The following is an 18,347-nucleotide window of genomic DNA, read 5'->3' as shown; positions in this document are numbered from 1 at the left end:
TTAAAATAACATAGCGTTTTCAAGGGTTTTTCAGCCTTTTTTTCATGTATTTTCCTTTCTCTATATTTTATATAATTACAAAAGCATCTATGCAAAAACTTACACACAATTCAGTCGGTTTCAGAAGTATTATGAACTCAAATATGCTATCATTTATTTGAAAGTGTCATCATTTGCAGGATTTTCGTGTACATATGAACAATATATGAAATCAATATCAAAATTCCATCTATGGGGGGAAGGAAAGTGGCAGAAAATCAAAAAGTTTACGACATAACGATTATTGGTGGTGGTCCAACAGGACTATTCACAGCATTTTATGGCGGTATGAGACAAGCAAGTGTCAAAATCATTGAAAGCTTACCTCAACTTGGAGGACAATTATCCGCACTCTACCCTGAAAAATACATTTATGATGTAGCTGGATTCCCGAAAGTGCGTGCACAAGAGTTAGTTGATAACTTAAAAGAGCAAATGAAGAAATTTGATCCAACCGTTTGCTTAGAAGAAGCTGTTGATACACTTAAAAAACAAGCTGACGGTATATTTAAACTTGTTACGAATAAACAAACTCACTATTCTAAATCAGTTATCATTACTGCTGGCAATGGTGCTTTCCAACCACGCCGCTTAGAATTAGAAGATACAGCAAAATATGAAAAGAAAAACTTACATTATTTTGTTGATGATATGAATAAATTTGCTGGCAAACGCGTCGTAGTATTTGGCGGCGGTGACTCAGCAGTAGACTGGACAATGATGTTAGAACCAATCGCTGACAAAGTTACAATCGTTCATCGCCGTGATAAATTCCGTGCCCATGAACATAGCGTTGAAAACTTACTGAATTCTCGCGCAGAAGTAAGCACACCGTACGTTCCAGTTGAACTCATTGGTGATGACAAAATTGAACAAGTCGTTCTTCAGCACGTAAAAACAGAAGAAAAAGTTATCATCGATGTTGATGACGTAATTGTAAACTACGGCTTCGTGTCTTCGCTTGGTCCAATTAAAAACTGGGGCTTAGATATTCAAAAGAACAGCATCCTCGTGAATTCAAAAATGGAAACGAATATTCCTGGCATTTATGCTGCTGGTGACATTTGTACATATGAAGGAAAAGTAAAACTCATTGCTTGCGGCTTTGGTGAAGCACCAACAGCAGTTAACAATGCAAAAGCTTACTTCGATCCAAACGCAAAACTTCAGCCGATGCATAGCTCAAGTATGTTTTAATATAGAAATGAAAAGAACTCCTTTTACACGAAAGGAGTTCTTTTGTTATTGTGCTACCCTCTCCTCCCCCTAAATAAAATACATTTTATATCTTTTTTCCTCAGCTATTTTGTTTAATAAAAAGCACTATCAACTTCCAAAATATGTTACAATTAAACAGAACGTACGTTTTGTTTAATGAAGGGAGATTTTTAAATGAAAGAACCTATTATCGTAAAAAAAGAAGCTTTCCAAACAATTGGCATTTCGACTACGACAACAAATGAAAAAGAGGCATCTACTGAAGGAAAAATCCCACAACTTTGGAACCGTTACTTCCAAGAACAAATGATGCATCACATCCCAAATCAACAAACTAAAGAAACATTCGCTTTCTATTCAAACTACGAATCAGATGAAACTGGTACATACAAATTTACAATCGGTATGCCCGTTTCTTCATTAGAAGACGTTCCTGAAAATATGACATCTTTAACAATACCTGCCGCTACATATGCGGTATTTACAACAAGAAAAGGTCCAGTTTCTGAAGTCGTTTGCGAGGCTTGGGAATATATTTGGCAATGGTCAAAAGAAAACAAGCGTGCTTTTACAACAGACTTTGAGCTTTATGACGAAAGAGCGTTAGATCCAAATAACGTACAATTGGATATTTATATTGCGCTAGCTTAAAAAAAGATGCCTCTTCGGCATCTTTTTTTGTCGTTAAATAGCTACTGTGCAAATCCAACATTATTGTCTACAATGAGAAAGTGCAGTATAGAAATATTAGAAACTGTATAAAACGATTGTTAACAGGTTTTTTAGTTTAAATTTGTCACATAGAAAGGAAGCAATATGGAGGAACTACAACAAAATAAATCTGCTTTAGAAGAAAACGCGAAACCGTTATTAAAAAATACGAATTTCCTTTTTCTTTGGGCGGCTACTCTTTTTTCAAGTTTTGCTTTAGCCTTTTTTACATTTTCACAAACGTGGTACATAGCAAAAACATTAAACCTTGAAGCTTCACTCGGTGTTGTTTTCGTGGCTCTAAGTGTCCCAAGGCTTATTTTTATGATTGTCGGCGGCGCTGTAGCTGATAAATTCCCGAAAAAAAACATTATGTTTTACTCCAATATTATTCGCGCTATACTCGTCGCAACCATTCTCACATGGTTCATCGTCGGTGATGTAACACTATATACATTTGCTTTATTCGCTTTATTCTTTGGACTTGCTGACGCTTTCTTCTGGTCCGCAGACGGATCTATTCTGCCTGAACTTGTAGAAAAAAGCCGTTTAACACAAGCAAATTCACTTACTCAAATGACAAATCAAGCTTCTGTCATTCTAGGTCCGATGCTTGGCGGGATTCTTATTAAATTTACTAATTATGAAACGATTTTTTCAATTACAATCCTGCTACTTATCATCGCGGCCATACTCGTTCAAAAAATACAATTTACAATGCCCGAAAAAAATGAAACAGATAAAAGCATGTTCACTTCTATTAAAGAAGGAATCTTATATGTAAAGGAATCACCATTTCTTTCAACTTTCCTTATTTGTAGTGCCTTTTTAAATTTATTTTTAATCGGTCCGATGCAAGTTGGTTTCCCGCTCTTCGTCAAAAATGTGCTGCACGGTGATTCACTCCAGTTTAGTTACTTAGAAGCTGCTGTTGGAGGCGGGATGGCGATAGGAGCTGTCATTGTCGGTTTAAAAAATATTAACCGCAGGCGTGGTCTATTTTGTATTATCATGATGCTATTGTCTGGTGTATTCTTCCTATCCATCAACTTTAGCACTGTACTTTGGCAAGCATTATTAGCCGGCATGTTTTACGGTATTACAATCGCAATGGCGATCGTTCCACTTATGGCAATGATCCAATCGACAGTAAAAGAAGAGATGATGGGACGCGTAATGAGTTTACTTATGTTATCATCAATGGGCTTTATCCCGCTTTCTTATGCATTCACATCCATTGCGCTTGCAATAGGAATTCCAATCGTAACCGTTATGAAAAGCGGCGCAATCGCTGTTATCGTCTTCGTACTATTTGTAGCGATTCGTGTTCCAGTTGTAAGAAAGTTCGATTAGCTACTTAGAGTCATGTATTATACGCATGGCTCTTTTTTAAATGGATCAAATAGCGGTATCCCCTTGCTTCTCCTTAATGCTGCTCCCCACTCTAATCCAATTTCTAAAAATAAGTCTCGCACTGTACTGTATAAAAGCGCCCCAATGTCTTTACGAATTCCCCCATATTTATGTGCCCTCACAACACTTTTCACGCGCCAAATGAAATTTCCGTTCACTTCTTCATCAGCTAATATTTGTTCTAGTAGAACACCTTGCTCAAATAGTCCACTTTTTTTATAAGCAAGTTCCACCTTACTCCACAGTATGTTAATCTTCTTCGGATTACTTGTCATCGGCACAAGTGCGTATACAAAAGGCTTCGGTATATCATGACGACAATACGTTGCATCAAGCTCGTACGTTACTTTTCTTTTCTCTTTTATTTGTGGAAGGTTTTTAGAAAGAATTGTTTCCCCCTCATTTTTTTGCTCCATTCCATTACAGCCACCTGCACGATCCTCATTTTCACATGCGGACATTTTCATACGGTCATCCATGCGGTCAATTGCAGATGTAAGAAATACATATAAGTTCGCACTATACCCGCCGCGCTTATGTCTTTCTTTTGTTGCAACACGCTTAATAATTCCTAATTCCTCTAATTTTGCAATTGAGCGGCGTACTGTACGAATACTCTTTCCAACATTCGTCGCAATCGTCTCCATTAACGGACAAGCGACCCCTACTGTTTTTTGTTTCTCATTCACCGCATACTTTCCTAAAAAATGAATAATGATAGAATCAGTTTTATTCAATTGAAATCGGTAGCACTTCAAAACTTGTTTTTGGTATGTATTAAACTCTTCTTTACTTCGAAATTCACTGTATGGTTTCATTAAATTATATAAGCTTCCCATTTTTATCACCTCATTTATAAGTAAGAGGCAGGACGAGAAATTGGCGTGATAGTTAATATTTTTTTATTGGAGATGAAAATATGATCGTAATTAGCGCTTGTTTAGGTGGTATCGCTTGTCGGTATGATGGAAATGACAATCTTGTTTCAAAAATAGAGGAGCTTCTGCAAAAAGAAGATACAGTCCTCATTTGTCCTGAAGTATTAGGAGGACTACCAACCCCTCGTCCTTCCGCTGAAATTATTGGTGGGAATGGCGATGACGTTTTGGATGGAAAAGCGAAAGTGATGACAAAGGACGGTGAAGATGTCACAGAACCTTTCGTAAATGGTGCTTATAAAGCATTAGAACAAATTAAAGATTTACACCCAGAATATATTATTTTAAAAGAACGTAGTCCATCTTGTGGTAGTTCTACGATTTACACTGGAGAATTTAACGGCAATAAACAAACTGGTTACGGGGTAACAACTGCTTTATTTAAAAGACATGGCTTTACAGTCATTTCAGAAGAGGATTTTGAGAACGAAAAAAGGAATTGACCCTGTTCGTCAATTCCTTTTCTATCTGTCTTATTTCACGCCTAATTTTTCTTTCACTTTCGCTGGAAGCTCGTCTTTCTTCACTTCTTCCCAAGCTGTTACACCTTTTTTATCTGAGTGGAATACACGCAAGAACGCTTCTTTACGAAGGTTTTTCACAGCTGTAAATTCTAACTCTTTTTCTTTACCTTCTTTATCAAATGCAGGTAACTTATACTCGAATAATTTTAATGGCTGACCGCCATCAGCTTTTTCATTCTTCTCAATTCCATCAGTCGTAATTTGAACGTAATACTCATCTTTCCCCATACGGTTAATATCACAACCAACTAACAAACTTGCAAAGACAACTAAAATACTAAAAAGTGCAATATATCTTTTCATTTCCTTCACCTCATGTGTTTTTTCTTATATTCTTATCTTAAAGCCCGGGGCTCAAAGAAGAAATTCAAAAACATGACATGAACATTACACTTTTGTAAGATAATAATTATCGCTTCACTCTAGAAACCGTCATCCCATCATCAATTGGAATTAGTACAGATTCTACATTCGGATGAGTTACTACTACTTCAGTAAACTTCTTCATAACCTCTGTATACCGTTTTGGTTTTGCATTTCCACCTACTACACTACCGCCAGCTAAAACATTATCTGTAACAATTAAGGCACCTGGCTTAGCAAGCTCAATGCAGTACGTTACGTAATTTTCATAATTCTCTTTATCAGCATCGATAAAGAAAAAATCAATCGCTTATTACCTGCGGCCAATTTTTCAAGACTTTGTAAAGCAGCACTAGTCATATACGACACTTGTTACGGATTTTATCACGCAATCTCCTTTAACACATACATTAGTTGAACAACCTAAGGCTGCTTCGGTAGCCATTTTTTTGTACCAACTGGTAGTTTAGTTTTCAATATGTGAAAAGGGATTTCTAAATGCTCAATTGAATATATATTTATTGTTTACTAACTTTTTGGCGGTTCTATATTAACCTATAGTGATGCTGTGACGGGATCTCCTATTAGTGAGATAAGGTATTTTTTAATTTATTTATTATAGTAACGTACCTGAAGAGGTTGATATGGTGACATATCAACAAACTGAGGTGGTATTACGAAATGCCACTCTCGTCCTAAAGAATTATTTCTTTTTGGTGAAGGTTTTTATTACATAAGTTTCATTATATCCTAGTTTAAAGTTTTCGAGAGGAGAAATGATATGAACCCTATTTTATTAGATGTTCCGTTACAAATAGAAACAGACAGACTCATTCTTCGAGCACCACTTCAAGCTGGTGACGGGAATGTAGTACACGAAGCTATTAAAGATTCAATTAGTGAATTAAAGCAATGGCTGCTTTTATTTCAGTCAATTCCTACTGTTGAAGAAACGGAAATTCTTCTGAGAAATGCGCATATAGATTTTTTGAAAAGAGAAAGCTTTCGCTATCTTATCTATCATAAAGAGACGAATGATTTTATTGGAACTGCTAGCCTTCACGGAATTAATTGGAAGGTTTCTAAATGTGAAATTGGATACTGGATTAACACGCAATTTAGTGGCAGTGGATATATGACAGAAACAGTAAGTACGTTAACAAACCTTGGATTTCAGTTATTCAAATTTAGAAGGATTGAAATACGATGTGAATCTAATAACACGAAAAGTCGTGCGATCCCTGAAAAACTAGGCTTTGAGCTTGAAGGGATATTACGTAATGAAGATCTTTCAGCTGACGGCAAACAACTAACTAATACCTGCATCTATGCAAAGGTAAATTAGATTAAGGTTTTAACATTCGTTGTACAAATATCTTAAGGTCGGTTTCTAAATTTAGAAGGCGGCTTTTTTGATTTTTTACGGCAAAAGAAAAGACCTTTTTAACGATTTATTCCATCGTTAAAAAGGTCTTTCTCTATTTCCGCTAAAAACTTAGCACTCTTCCGGCTTACCGGCATTCGATGCTGTACGGAAAGATGATCCACATCCACATGATGCGATTGCGTTTGGATTGTCGATTGTGAATCCGCCGCCAAGCATCGATTGTTTATAATCAACTTTTACTCCTTTAACAATTGGAGCACTTTCTTTATCGATAACAAATTCAACACCGAAAAATTCAAGAACTGTGTCGTCTTCGTTTGGTTCTACTTCAAATCCTAAGCCGTAAGAAAGACCACTACATCCGCCGCCGTGTACAGCAAGGCGCACGTACTTCTCCCCATCTTCAGCATCTTTTAACATATCTTTAATTTGAAAAGCTGCTTGTTCTGTTACTTCAATCATGAAATACACCATCCTTTCTGTTCTCATTCTATTATACATCTTTACGCTTCTATCTTGTACTCATACACTCCGCGGCAAATTACTTCCGCAGGTCCCTTCATTAACACATTTCCTTCTTCTGTCCATGCGATCATTAAATCGCCGCCAGCTAAATGCACTATAATTTCTTTACCACGTTCCATCTTTCCGTTTAAAATGGCAGCTACAACTGCAGCACATGCTCCTGTTCCGCAAGCTTGCGTTACACCAGATCCACGTTCCCAAACACGGAAGTTCATCTCTTCATCATTTAAAATCTCAATGAATTCAACATTTACTCGCTCCGGAAACATTTCATGCGTCTCAAGGACCGGGCCAAGCGTTGTAAGAGGTGCTTTCTCTACATCCTCAACAAAAATAACCGCATGCGGGTTCCCCATTGAAACAGCTGTAAATGCATAACGATGATTATTGTATAAGAAGTTTTCACGAATAAATGGTGTTTCACCTTCACCCAGCATCGGTATTTCTTCGCGTGTTAATCGTGGTGCGCCCATATCAATTTTTGCTAATCTTACTACACCATCTTCTACCGTTACTTCTGCCGTAACAATACCAGCTAACGTTTCAATTGTGAAAACTGTATCTTCTACTAGTTTATGCTCATACGCATATTTCGCTACGCAGCGTAAACCATTTCCACAGCTCTTTCCTTCTGAACCATCGTTATTAAACATACGCATTTTCACCGGAGCTACGTCAGACGGACAAATTAAAATCATCCCGTCCGCTCCAATACCAGTATTGATATTTGAAACCTTTTCCGCCACAAGAGCTAAATCTTCTTCAGGAATTTGTTCTTCAAACATATTTACATATATATAACTATTGCCAAGACCATGCATTTTTGTAAAAGAAAATTGGCTCATTTATATTCACTCCAAAAATAATTTATTATTTTAAGTATAGAATGCATGCTTTTAGAACACAATATGAATGTCCCCCGTTTCTCATATTTGACAACGTTTGGCGATGAGCCACTCTTACACACATTGTGTAAGAAAAAAGCCCTTCTAAAAGGGCCTTTTTTTATTTATCTATAGTCTTAAGCTACCCTCCGAAATAACGTTTTATCTAAAATAAAACGAAAAAGGCGCTGCTCATTCGCAACACCTTAAAACATTGGATTTTCATCCAAATAATCATATACATTATTTACAAGCTCTTCTACTGTCGCACCTTGTACAACTTCACCATTCACAAGTGCAAATGGTCCTTCAAAACAAATACCACAATACCCTAAACAACCATATTCCATTACATCTAAATTAGGATCTTTTTCTAATTTCTCTAAAGCTGCTTGTGAACCACTCGCAAGGTTACCTACACAAAATTCAATTAATGGTTTAATCAAAATTCTCCCCCCTGTACTACAAAACAAATTACCTTCTGACTTTATCTATAAGAAGAAAACTAAGCTGTTTCTTGTTGTTTCGTTACACTTACTAAACTATTCAATTCCTTCATTGTTTCACTTCAAAGCAAATATTTTTCTCTATATGAATATATTCACGACACCGCTTTTCGGCTCCCGCAATGAAATAGTAACTAGAAAAGGAAAACAGTTTACTTTACTTTTCTTCTTATTGTACAACAGAGTATTCATTCATGCATTGTTATTTGTTCACAAATTCGATATAATTTGATTGAGTAAAGTCAAAATATTTTATTAATATAAAATTTTATGATTAGGGGATATTTCAACAGAAAAGGGGTAATCCATCATGAAACACCTCGTAATACTAGGTGGCGGCTACGGTGGAATGAGAATTCTGCAACGGCTACTCCCAAGCAACCAACTTCCAGATGATGTACAAGTGACATTAATCGACAAAGTACCATACCATTGTTTCAAAACTGAATATTATGCATTAGTAGCGGGTACAATTTCAGAAACTCATATTCGCGTACCATTTCCTGAGCACCCACGCCTCAATATTCAATACGGCACAGTGACAAATATTGATCTTGAAACGAAAGCTGTTCATCTCGATGGCGGTGAAGCAATCCAATATGATGATTTAATTATCGGACTTGGTTGTGAAGATAAATATCATAACGTTCCTGGGGCAAAGGAATATACGCACAGTCTACAATCAATTGAACAAACACGTAAGACATATGAACAATTAAATAGTTTAGAACCGAACGCAACAGTAGCTGTCGTCGGCGCTGGATTAAGTGGCGTTGAAGTAGCAAGTGAACTTCGCGAAAGTCGTTCCGATTTAAAAATTCATTTATTTGATCGAAAAGATAGAATTTTATTCCCATATCCAGAGAAATTAAGTAGATACGTAGAAGAATGGTTCGTAAAGCATAAAGTTACTATTATACGAAACTCTAACATTACAAAAGTGGAGCCAAGTATTGTGTACAACCACGATGAACCACTTGAATGCGATGCAATCGTCTGGACAGCTGGTATTCAAGCAAATGAAGTTGTTCGAAACCTTCCAGTTGAACAAGATGGTAGCGGAAGGGTTGTTTTAACAAAATATCACAATATTCCGAACAACGATCATGTTTATGTGGTCGGAGATTGTGCAGCACTTCCACACGCACCATCAGCACAGCTTGCTGAAGGCCAAGGAGAGCAAATTGTCCAAATATTATTAAAACGTTGGAACAATGAACCACTTCCTGATGAACTACCAGTTATTAAATTAAAAGGCGTTCTTGGCTCTCTTGGTAAGAAGCACGGATTTGGTTTGCTCGCAAACCAACCATTAATGGGACGTGTACCGAGATTATTAAAATCCGGTCTCCTCTGGATGTACAAATATCATAAGGGTTAATACTTTAAAGGCTGTCTACTATGTAGGCAGCCTCTTTGCATCAGTTAAAAAATATTTTTCTCAATATTAATTCATAAAATTTTCTATTTTTATATTAAAAACTATTGATGAGTAGTGTATGCTATTTATAAGTTGTTTTATTATTTCCTTTAAGACCGAATTCATTCGGTCTTATTTTTTATATAATAAATACTTTTATATAAGGCATTACATTTCACTTATGAATTTGACGAAACTAAACGGTCGAATAGAAGCGAAAAAGAAAGAATTGATCTCCCTCGTTGAAATGTACGGATTCACTCATGATAAAGTGATTTCTTTCAATCAAGAATTAGATCGTTTACTTAACTTGTTAATAGAGATCAAAACGAAGAAAAAACGTTGCTCTTTATAACCTTATTTTTCTATTTCCCTCTCTTTTTTGATACGATATAACTAGAATCAGAAAGGAGCAATTTATGTTTATATTAAGAGACGTTACATATAAAGATATACTACACATTCCCTATTTACAGATTCAAAAAGAAACAATCACTTGTATTATCGGTGAGAGCGGGAGCGGAAAAAGTACATTACTCCGCCTGTTAAATGATCTACAATCTCCAACTTCCGGTACAATCGAATATAACGGAAAACCAATTTCTAATTATCCCCCTATTCAATTACGCCGTGACGTCGTTATGCTCGGGCAAACTCCACCTATTTTTGATGGAACAGTTAAAGACAATCTATTAATGGGACTTCGTCTTTCTGAAAAGCCATTTCCAAATGATGATGCTCTACGGAGCGCACTACAAACTATTAGCTTAGACAAACAATTAGAAGATAACGCCTCCTCTTTATCAGGCGGTGAAAAACAAAGACTTGCTTTTGCTCGCATTGTACTTATGGATCCGCCTGTCTATTTATTAGATGAACCAACTTCAGCTTTAGATAGCGATACAGAACGCCGCGTTATGAAGCAATTCACTATACTGGCAAGAGAAAAGAAAAAAACAGTTATCTTCATCACGCATTCACAACAACTTCCAGAAGAAATTGCAGACGATATTATTGAAATTAGTAAAGAAAACGGTGCAAATAGAAAGGAAGTGCTCTCAGTTGAAGGGCGTTATTGAACTCCAAATTTGGCAACTCGCCGCTGCATATATTTTCATTCTTATTTTAATCGGGCTTGTGAAATTAAAAGGGATACCTCGCGAAAAACAAATCGCGCTCGCAACATTTCGTATGACGATTCAGCTCGTACTCGTTGCTTATGTCCTTACATATGTATTTGAAAATAGTAACCCATTTTACACAATTGCTCTTATTACTTCTATTACTACATTTGCAATTTTCAATATTTACAAACGCGTTAACATCCCAATGTCAAAAGACTTAAAACGGGTGGCCGCCCTTTCCATGGTCGCTGGATCAATCGGGCCATTGCTACTATTTATCTTTGTTATTATCGGACACGATCCTTGGTACGCACCGCAATATATCGTTCCAATTACCGGAATGCTAGTCGGTAACGCAATGACTGGTGTCTCTCTTGGTGCAAATACGTTCTTAAACAACATGAAATCACAAAGAGATCAAATTGAAGGTGCACTTATGCTCGGTGCAGCACCGAAAGAAGCAGCTGCTCCGCTCATACGAGACGCTTTTGACTCTGCTATTCTACCAACCATTAACTCCATGGTCGGAATGGGAATTATAAGCCTACCAGGCATGATGACTGGTCAAATATTATCTGGTGTATCACCATTTACAGCTATTCAATATCAAATTGCCATCATACTCGGTATTTCAGGAAGTACGGCTTTCGCTGTCATTATCTTCTTACAGCTTGGATATAAAACGTTCTTTAATAAGCGGTGTCAGTTGAGAGAAATGGACTATGATGCGCGGTAAATAGTGCACCGTTCGCGGTCAATGAAATTATATCAACGATTCTACACGAAATATCGATTTACCGACAAAAAATGACAATAAAAAAGAGGAGGCAATGTAATTCTGCCTCCTCTTTTCCTTATGCCTTTTTAACGAACTGTGATTTTAACTTCATAGCTCCGAAACCGTCGATTTTGCAATCAATATCGTGATCTCCATCAACTAGACGGATGCTCTTTACTTTCGTACCAATCTTCACAACTGAAGACGTTCCTTTTACTTTTAAATCTTTAATTACAGTAACAGCATCGCCATCTTGAAGAACGTTTCCGTTTGCATCTTTTACAACTTTTGCACCATCACTATTTTCAGCTTCCGCTTCTTGGCCCCACTCATGAGCACATTCTGGACATACGAAAAGAACGCCATCCTCGTACGTATATTCTGAATTACATTTTGGACAATTTGGTAAAGTAGCCATAAATTCATTTCCTCCGTTCATTATTTATACGTAAAAATTAAATGTAATTTTTACATCTCGATAAATAAAATTTGTATAGCATTTCTTTATACTGCCATAGTCTCACGTTATTGACAACCCTACCTCAAATTCTCATTTTTTATTGTATTTTACAAAATTTCAATTCGTATGCCGTTTCCCTCATATTCTGTTGCAAATTCTTATAAACAAAAAGAAGAACCTTCATAAGGTCCTTCTTTTAAAATAATCTAATTACGCTCTAGAAAAACCACATATTTTCTTCAACGTAAGTTCGATACTCATCTAATTCTTCTTCACTTAATTTTTTATTATTTAAATATGCTTCTTGCCATTCAAAGTAATCATCATTTAAATATACAGCGAATTTAATTTTCACATTCTTTTTTTCTTCATAATCATAACCAATAAATTCCACTATGTCATACTCTTTTTCTTTTTTAACGTACTTCCAATTGGGATTATCAGTTATAGCCTCTAAAACATCGCCTTCAAGACTTAAACGAACAACGTTTTTAATATTCGGTTCAGTTGGTAAATAAGATAAGCCAAAACTAATTGCACCAACTACCGTAAGTACTATCGCTTGTAAACCAATCATAACTCCGATATGAGCGCCGCCCTTTGAATGTAAATAATACTCTTTCTTATAATCTGGCACATCTTCTACTTTACGTAAAATACACGTAACATGCTTATAATACAATCGATTTCCTTGCCATCCAGTAAATAGCATAGTTCCAACATATATTATAAAATCTATCCACATTGGTATATCAATAAAAGTAGCTATAATTAAAGTAGGAACCGCTAATAGCGTAAGTATAATAAATAACTTATACATTTTACGGTAAGCTAACCAGAAGTGCGGGAAGATACATGCTACCCAATTCCACGTATTTTCTTTCTCCGGATTCTTCACTTGCCCCCATTTAAAGTCGTAATAGGCCGTATTCTTTCTCACAACCTTATGTAATTCTTGCGGAGAAATTGTTTCTTGTAAAACAGTGTCCTTCACGTACATCATCCTTCTCTTATTTCTATATAATTGTATTGTATAGAAATAAAAATAAAGAATCTAACAAAAAAGACACATATTTCACAAAAATGAACGGAAATCGAATATATTCCGACAATTACTAGTTTTTTATTTCATTTTACTTTTAAATATATTAAAATACTTTTGAATGATACATTTAATACACTAAGTTAAACATTTTGTAATAAAGAATGTTTCACATGAAACTATCCATATTTCGTATTACCTTTTCTATCTGCTACAAAATAAAAAAGACGCCCTTTTCAAAAAGGTGTCTTTTTATAGTTGAAAATTTACTAGTAAATAAAACAAATTGTTTAATAAATGAATGCCCCATGGAACGAGTAATTTATTTGTTTTCTAGTAATACCCCCTATCGTATTTTCCGTTTTCTTCCCTACCATTTCTCTCTACACGTCTCAATCAAGTAAAGCAAATACCTCTTCGTCATATCAGCCCGTCTCCAAATAGAAAGTTTCTTCTTCCCCTTTGGATTATGCCGCATGCGCTCTACTTCTTTTAATAAAGACTCCCATTCTTTCACTGAACGTTCTAACAAGTATTGCAATCCTCTATCTTTTGAGACGATTGTTTTATGATCTAACGTATATAAAATGCGTCCCATTGTAACGACAGCTGATTCTACCCATTCTTCTATGAAAAATAAATAGGGACGATTCACTTTTTCACTCCAGTAATGTTCTACGTTATATTTCATTGTATTTACTACATCATCCCATTTTATTTGAAACGGAAGGTCTTCTGCTTCTTTCCCGATAACTGTAACGCCTTGGTTTTTCAACGTCCACCACGTGACCGCATTAATGTCCCAATAACCAATATCTGCTTTCCCCTCTGCACAATATACGTACTCGTTCATTTCATCATTGTATTTCCCTAAATCAGCGAGCGGAATATACATACCGTCCATTCTTTTCCCTAACGTACTACTACTAAGTTTCTTATGTAGTTCTACAAGTTGTTGTTTTTCTGCTTCATTCACGGAATCACTTATTACCGTAACAAAGTCAACATCACTCGTTTCTATATGAAACGCTCCTAGCGCGATGGATCCGTAAACGTATACCCCGACTATTTTTTCATCTAAAAAAATTTCTTTTAATTCTGCAATGTACTGCCCCATTAACTGTTTTACTTCTGCTGGTAGAGCATGTTTTACTCCATTCTCCACATCTATCCCTCCATATAAAAAAGCCTTTGCTAATTTGCAAAGACTTCCTGTTTTATAAATATTTCTCGATTTCTTCGTAAACATCCTTCAAACGAGGATTTCCTTCTCCAACAATTTCTCCATTTACAAGAACGACTGGATAAAATAAATCTTCTTCCACTACTCGCTCTGCGAATACTTTTTTATCTTCATCTTCTTGTTCTTCTTGAAAATCAATATACTCAAACTTAAATTTATTTTCTTGTCCTTCATATTTACGACCAATCGCCGCTTGTAACCATTCAAACGTTTCTGTTGAAGATGGCATTCCAACGCAGCTCGCACAAATTACTTTCGTCCCATACACTTGCACATTAACCATTTCTTCTCCCCCACTTCTTGTTCTAACAGTATATTCAGATGTCTTATTACATAAGCACATCATTTTACAAACTTATTCCATACCCCTATACTGAAAAAACACGTTGTAAACATGATACAATATTTCGACAATAAAACAAGAACAGAAAAAATAGATTTTCCCCTCTATCTTGATTATAATAAAACTGATGAAAGGAGTCGATAAAAATGGAAAACCCACATATGCAAGAACAAGTACTAGAAGTATTAGATAAATTACGTCCATTCTTACTTCGCGATGGCGGAGACGTTGAATTAGTAGACATTGAAGAAGGTATCGTAAAATTACGCCTTATGGGTGCATGCGGAAGCTGCCCAAGTTCTACAATCACACTAAAAGCTGGTATCGAGCGCGCGTTACTTGAAGAAGTACCAGGCGTTATCGAAGTAGAACAAGTATTTTAATCTAAAAGCGGAAGCGGCTCGTTCAGAATCGCTTCCTAAAAAGAGACCAAAATTGGTCTCTTTTTTTGTTCAAATCGCACTTATCCTTTAACATCATAAAACAAAATTGGAAATCCCTCTCAAAAAATGCGATAATTAGTACTATATAGTGAATCGTTCACACATATAAAGTAAAAAACATAGGGGGACGACACATGCCAAAAATGGGGAACGCTTTTTTAACAATTCAAGAACTAGAAAAGAAAAAAGAATATTTATTAGGCCTTTCATCTGTTATACCGACATGGAATACAAGCTATCAATGTTTATTTAAAGAAATCCAGCAAGAATTATTGAGTAAAGTAAATGAAAAAATCGAAAGACATCAATTCATTTTACATATATGTGCAGATCAACAGGTAGGAGCATAATTTATTACATACAATTGTGGTATATAAAAAAGAGACCTCAATCGGTCTCTTTTTTATACTTTTAAGATAGCCAATCTAATTTCCTAATCCCTAACTTATCAACTGGTAAACGAAGTGATCCATAAAAATGCTTCATAAATTGCTCAGAGCGGTTTACATCGTGTAAAATGGCTTCTAAGCGATCTCTATATATACTTTTTTGTTCTTCGTTTCCAGTTTGGTAATATCGTTCGACTGTTTCAAAATAGTGGAGCGGGAACAGGAGCCTAGCGAATAATAAGCGCCACCCAAATGAGGATAGCGAATAATTTCGTTCATAATCTGTAACAAATTGAACGATTATTTGCTCCCAGTCTTTCTTTTTTTCTATCGTCATATGGCGAATCCATTCTGCTATATCTCGGCTAGGGTGATCATACACCCAATCAAAAGGAAGTTTTAGACGCTTCGTTTGCTGCCATAATAAAGGTGTAAATCGTTCTTGGCAAATTGTTGCCGCATCGGTCATTTGCGGGGTATCATCCATCTCTGTATCAACAACATATTGAATTGCATTTTCTGCAACTCCTAAGTAATACGGGAAGGATTCAATAAACAATTGATCGAATACATCTGTAGGGTGGTTCATCACTTGTGCTTGCCAAAACCTTTCTAATTGATCGAGCCTTTTTTCCCATAACGCTTTCCATTCACCTATGCGGCTTAATTGATCGATTTCTTCTGGAAAGAATGCACCTCGTTTATGAAATATAGAAAGCTCACTTCCTAATGACGTAGCATGTCGTTCTAACGTACGCATACCTTTTAATAAGCAGTAATTTTTTTCTTCTATCTCACTTACATAGTAGCCGTGTATAGTCGGAACGAAAGTCGCTACAGTTATATCCCCTTGCTGGTTCATATAATCACTGAGCTTTTTCATCTCTACAAGTACTTCTTCCTCCATTTCTCCAATTGGAACAAGTACATAAATTTTGTTGCGAATCCAAAAGCTTTTATAGGGGCCAAGGGGGATTAATTCTTTAACATGCATGTGATAATGCTCATAAATATGATGAATCATCGTAGTCGCCACCTATGGTTTTTCTTTATATATATGAGCTTGTGCTCGCCTTTCATTCCTATGCACATGATAAAGCAACGAAACGTATACAAATACTAAAAAGAAAAAAAGGTGATAAACATGAAAGAATCAAATCAACTACAAAAAAGAGCATTACAACTATTACAAGAACGTGGTGTAACTATTGACGACATTGCTGAACTTGTTCATTTTCTACAAAAAAAATATCATTCAAATTTAGAGATGTCAGAATGCCGTTATAACGTTGAGCGTGTACTATCAAAACGCGAAGTACAAAACGCACTTATTACTGGTATTGAACTTGATGTCCTCGCCGAAAAAGGAATGCTAAGTGAACCGTTACAAGATATCGTAAAACGTGATGAAGGTTTATACGGAATTGATGAAGTTATCGCACTTTCTATCGTTAACGTGTACGGCTCTATCGGTTTCACGAACTTTGGATATATCGATAAATTAAAACCTGGTATTTTAGAATACTTAAATGATAAATCATCTGGAAAAGTGCATACATTCCTTGACGATATCGTTGGTGGAATCGCTGCCGCTGCTTCAAGCCGTTTAGCGCACCGAGCTGAGCACTCAGAATAAAGTGTCTAGGCCGTCAGTTTCATACTGACGGCCTTTCATATTCCATAAGCATAAATTCTCTTCCGCGGCTCAAAAATATAGGTCCTTTTTGAAATCCTATGTTTTTATATAGCGTAATCGCCCTTGTATTAAATGTTGCTACACTAAGTCGAAAGTGTTTCGACTTAAATTCTTTCGCAGCAAACACTATCCCAGCTTGAAAAAATGTTTTCCCCATGCCTTTCCCTGTTAAAGCTGGCTTCATGCCAAGTCCTATATCGACTACATTTCCTCCCGTATATAAATTAGCATCTCTTCCACCTGGCACTTGTGCATTTTCTCCAAAACAAAAATAGCCGATAAGCTCCCCATTATCGTCACAACAGCCATAATACGTCCCATCCAATAGCTCTTCTATTACTTCAGACCCTCCTGAGAAACTATATAAATTATACGGCTCCTCGTACGTCCACATAGTTATCTCCATCGCTTCTTCTTCTGTTAACTTATGTATATCCATCTCTCTCGCTCCTTATCAAATATTTTATATATGTACTCATTCATTTTTCACATCCAATTTCCCTTTAATCGTAATATGCATAATTACATACGCACACTCATTTTAAAAATGCTAAAATTTATTTGAATCGCTGTTGCTACACTTCTTGATTAAAGAAAAGGCGTTAAAACGGAAATTAGCGTCTTATCGACCTCAAGCAATTGACACATTTTGTCATCACGAAAGACATTCGAAAGAGTGTCTTTTTTTCTATATATCAAAAGGACTGACTCATTCCAAAACATAAACGCATAAAATAATGTAACTCTTTACACGCATGTATCCCTTTCTAAAAGTTGTGACTTGGATTCAAAATAAAAAAGCACTCTTGGCTAGAGTGCTTTTTACTTTCAAACAAGGAGGTTACATATATGGATAGTACTCTCGTATTTAACTTCGGCATTGGTATTGTCATTATTTTAT

At 36.0% G+C, this 18,347-nt stretch carries 23 protein-coding genes and 2 pseudogenes; 12 read left to right on the top strand and 13 right to left on the bottom strand.

The genetic code is table 11. The features are described 5' to 3' along the window. Window positions 1-246: 246 nt before the first annotated feature. The 3 genes from MR065_RS18425 (at window position 247) to MR065_RS18415 (ending at window position 3,321) form a co-directional block, all read left to right on the top strand. Window positions 247-1,236 (top strand): NAD(P)/FAD-dependent oxidoreductase, encoded by a 990-nt coding sequence (locus MR065_RS18425; protein ID WP_242214653.1) that lies wholly within the window; start codon window positions 247-249, stop codon window positions 1,234-1,236. Between the two features lie 195 nt (window positions 1,237-1,431). Beyond that, window positions 1,432-1,908 carry a GyrI-like domain-containing protein gene (locus MR065_RS18420; protein WP_242214652.1) on the top strand — a complete coding sequence of 159 codons (477 nt, stop codon included), beginning with the start codon at window positions 1,432-1,434 and terminating at the stop codon, window positions 1,906-1,908. Between the two features lie 165 nt (window positions 1,909-2,073). Further along, complete coding sequence (locus tag MR065_RS18415) at window positions 2,074-3,321, top strand: MFS transporter (RefSeq protein WP_242214651.1); 1,248 nt, start codon at window positions 2,074-2,076, stop codon at window positions 3,319-3,321. A gap of 17 nt (window positions 3,322-3,338) precedes the next feature. On the opposite strand, the gene MR065_RS18410 is transcribed toward MR065_RS18415, so the two are convergent. Then, window positions 3,339-4,220: a helix-turn-helix domain-containing protein gene (locus MR065_RS18410; protein WP_242214650.1), complete on the bottom strand. Its 882-nt coding sequence runs from the start codon at window positions 4,218-4,220 to the stop codon at window positions 3,339-3,341. An 80-nt stretch (window positions 4,221-4,300) separates the two neighbouring features. Between MR065_RS18410 and MR065_RS18405 the strand changes: the two genes are divergently transcribed. Next, window positions 4,301-4,762, top strand: a complete 462-nt coding sequence (locus MR065_RS18405; protein WP_242214649.1) for a 2-thiouracil desulfurase family protein — start codon at window positions 4,301-4,303, stop codon at window positions 4,760-4,762. A 30-nt stretch (window positions 4,763-4,792) separates the two neighbouring features. Here MR065_RS18405 and MR065_RS18400 read toward each other — a convergent pair whose 3' ends face one another. Together MR065_RS18400 and MR065_RS18395 are read right to left on the bottom strand one after the other, a co-directional pair. Further along, the gene (locus tag MR065_RS18400; RefSeq protein ID WP_000833127.1) at window positions 4,793-5,146 is read right to left on the bottom strand and encodes a YxeA family protein; all 354 of its coding nucleotides are present in this window, start codon (window positions 5,144-5,146) and stop codon (window positions 4,793-4,795) included. Window positions 5,147-5,252: 106 nt separating this feature from the next. Further along, window positions 5,253-5,578: pseudogene (locus MR065_RS18395) on the bottom strand (O-methyltransferase); the annotation flags it as partial. 409 nt (window positions 5,579-5,987) lie between these two features. On the opposite strand from MR065_RS18395, the gene MR065_RS18390 reads away from it, so the two are divergent. Next, window positions 5,988-6,551, top strand: coding sequence for a GNAT family N-acetyltransferase (locus MR065_RS18390; RefSeq protein ID WP_242214648.1), 564 nt, complete (start codon window positions 5,988-5,990; stop codon window positions 6,549-6,551). Window positions 6,552-6,701: 150 nt separating this feature from the next. Here MR065_RS18390 and MR065_RS18385 read toward each other — a convergent pair whose 3' ends face one another. From MR065_RS18385 to MR065_RS18375, 3 genes are all read right to left on the bottom strand, one after another. Further along, entirely contained in the window at window positions 6,702-7,055 is a 354-nt protein-coding gene (locus MR065_RS18385) for a HesB/IscA family protein (protein ID WP_097832218.1), read from the bottom strand. Between the two features lie 41 nt (window positions 7,056-7,096). Continuing rightward, entirely contained in the window at window positions 7,097-7,963 is an 867-nt protein-coding gene (gene dapF / locus MR065_RS18380) for a diaminopimelate epimerase (protein ID WP_242214647.1), read from the bottom strand. A 245-nt stretch (window positions 7,964-8,208) separates the two neighbouring features. Next, complete coding sequence (locus tag MR065_RS18375; protein WP_000595025.1) at window positions 8,209-8,448, bottom strand: YuzB family protein; 240 nt, start codon at window positions 8,446-8,448, stop codon at window positions 8,209-8,211. Between the two features lie 370 nt (window positions 8,449-8,818). Between MR065_RS18375 and MR065_RS18370 the strand changes: the two genes are divergently transcribed. From MR065_RS18370 to MR065_RS18355, 4 genes are all read left to right on the top strand, one after another. Next, on the top strand, window positions 8,819-9,889 hold the full coding sequence (locus tag MR065_RS18370; protein WP_242214646.1) for an NAD(P)/FAD-dependent oxidoreductase: 1,071 nt from the start codon (window positions 8,819-8,821) through the stop codon (window positions 9,887-9,889). A 220-nt stretch (window positions 9,890-10,109) separates the two neighbouring features. Continuing rightward, on the top strand, window positions 10,110-10,283 hold the full coding sequence (locus tag MR065_RS18365) for an aspartyl-phosphate phosphatase Spo0E family protein (protein WP_242214645.1): 174 nt from the start codon (window positions 10,110-10,112) through the stop codon (window positions 10,281-10,283). A 64-nt stretch (window positions 10,284-10,347) separates the two neighbouring features. Further along, entirely contained in the window at window positions 10,348-11,007 is a 660-nt protein-coding gene (locus MR065_RS18360) for an ABC transporter ATP-binding protein (RefSeq protein WP_242214644.1), read from the top strand. Continuing rightward, window positions 10,991-11,788, top strand: coding sequence for an ABC transporter permease (locus MR065_RS18355; RefSeq protein WP_242214643.1), 798 nt, complete (start codon window positions 10,991-10,993; stop codon window positions 11,786-11,788). The genes MR065_RS18360 and MR065_RS18355 overlap by 17 nt, the downstream gene beginning before the upstream one ends. Window positions 11,789-11,906: 118 nt before the next feature. On the opposite strand, the gene phnA is transcribed toward MR065_RS18355, so the two are convergent. From phnA to MR065_RS18330, 5 genes and pseudogenes are all read right to left on the bottom strand, one after another. Further along, window positions 11,907-12,248 carry an alkylphosphonate utilization operon protein PhnA gene (phnA, locus tag MR065_RS18350; protein WP_097904282.1) on the bottom strand — a complete coding sequence of 114 codons (342 nt, stop codon included), beginning with the start codon at window positions 12,246-12,248 and terminating at the stop codon, window positions 11,907-11,909. Window positions 12,249-12,507: 259 nt separating this feature from the next. Then, complete coding sequence (locus MR065_RS18345) at window positions 12,508-13,293, bottom strand: DUF2628 domain-containing protein (RefSeq protein WP_242214642.1); 786 nt, start codon at window positions 13,291-13,293, stop codon at window positions 12,508-12,510. A gap of 291 nt (window positions 13,294-13,584) precedes the next feature. Next, window positions 13,585-13,665, bottom strand: a pseudogene (locus MR065_RS18340) (CPBP family intramembrane glutamate endopeptidase); the annotation flags it as partial. 37 nt (window positions 13,666-13,702) lie between these two features. Further along, on the bottom strand, window positions 13,703-14,497 hold the full coding sequence (locus MR065_RS18335; RefSeq protein ID WP_242214641.1) for a nucleotidyltransferase domain-containing protein: 795 nt from the start codon (window positions 14,495-14,497) through the stop codon (window positions 13,703-13,705). Between the two features lie 52 nt (window positions 14,498-14,549). Then, window positions 14,550-14,858 carry a YuzD family protein gene (locus MR065_RS18330; RefSeq protein WP_002068102.1) on the bottom strand — a complete coding sequence of 103 codons (309 nt, stop codon included), beginning with the start codon at window positions 14,856-14,858 and terminating at the stop codon, window positions 14,550-14,552. A 206-nt stretch (window positions 14,859-15,064) separates the two neighbouring features. Between MR065_RS18330 and MR065_RS18325 the strand changes: the two genes are divergently transcribed. Beyond that, window positions 15,065-15,301 (top strand): NifU family protein, encoded by a 237-nt coding sequence (locus tag MR065_RS18325; protein ID WP_000431159.1) that lies wholly within the window; start codon window positions 15,065-15,067, stop codon window positions 15,299-15,301. Between the two features lie 194 nt (window positions 15,302-15,495). Beyond that, window positions 15,496-15,711, top strand: a complete 216-nt coding sequence (locus MR065_RS18320; RefSeq protein ID WP_097904279.1) for a carbonic anhydrase — start codon at window positions 15,496-15,498, stop codon at window positions 15,709-15,711. A gap of 61 nt (window positions 15,712-15,772) precedes the next feature. Here MR065_RS18320 and yutH read toward each other — a convergent pair whose 3' ends face one another. Then, window positions 15,773-16,774: a spore coat putative kinase YutH gene (gene yutH / locus MR065_RS18315; RefSeq protein ID WP_242214640.1), complete on the bottom strand. Its 1,002-nt coding sequence runs from the start codon at window positions 16,772-16,774 to the stop codon at window positions 15,773-15,775. 120 nt (window positions 16,775-16,894) lie between these two features. Between yutH and MR065_RS18310 the strand changes: the two genes are divergently transcribed. Then, window positions 16,895-17,386, top strand: coding sequence for a phosphatidylglycerophosphatase A family protein (locus tag MR065_RS18310; RefSeq protein WP_242214639.1), 492 nt, complete (start codon window positions 16,895-16,897; stop codon window positions 17,384-17,386). Between the two features lie 19 nt (window positions 17,387-17,405). Here MR065_RS18310 and MR065_RS18305 read toward each other — a convergent pair whose 3' ends face one another. Beyond that, window positions 17,406-17,885: a GNAT family N-acetyltransferase gene (locus tag MR065_RS18305; RefSeq protein ID WP_242214638.1), complete on the bottom strand. Its 480-nt coding sequence runs from the start codon at window positions 17,883-17,885 to the stop codon at window positions 17,406-17,408. Window positions 17,886-18,347 lie beyond the last annotated feature (462 nt).

It is taken from the genome of Bacillus cereus group sp. BfR-BA-01383, assembly GCF_022663495.1.
GTDB classification, from domain to species: domain Bacteria; phylum Bacillota; class Bacilli; order Bacillales; family Bacillaceae_G; genus Bacillus_A; species Bacillus_A cereus_AU.
Note: the sequence above shows the minus strand (reverse complement) of the source record. Positions and strands in the feature narration are given on the sequence as shown.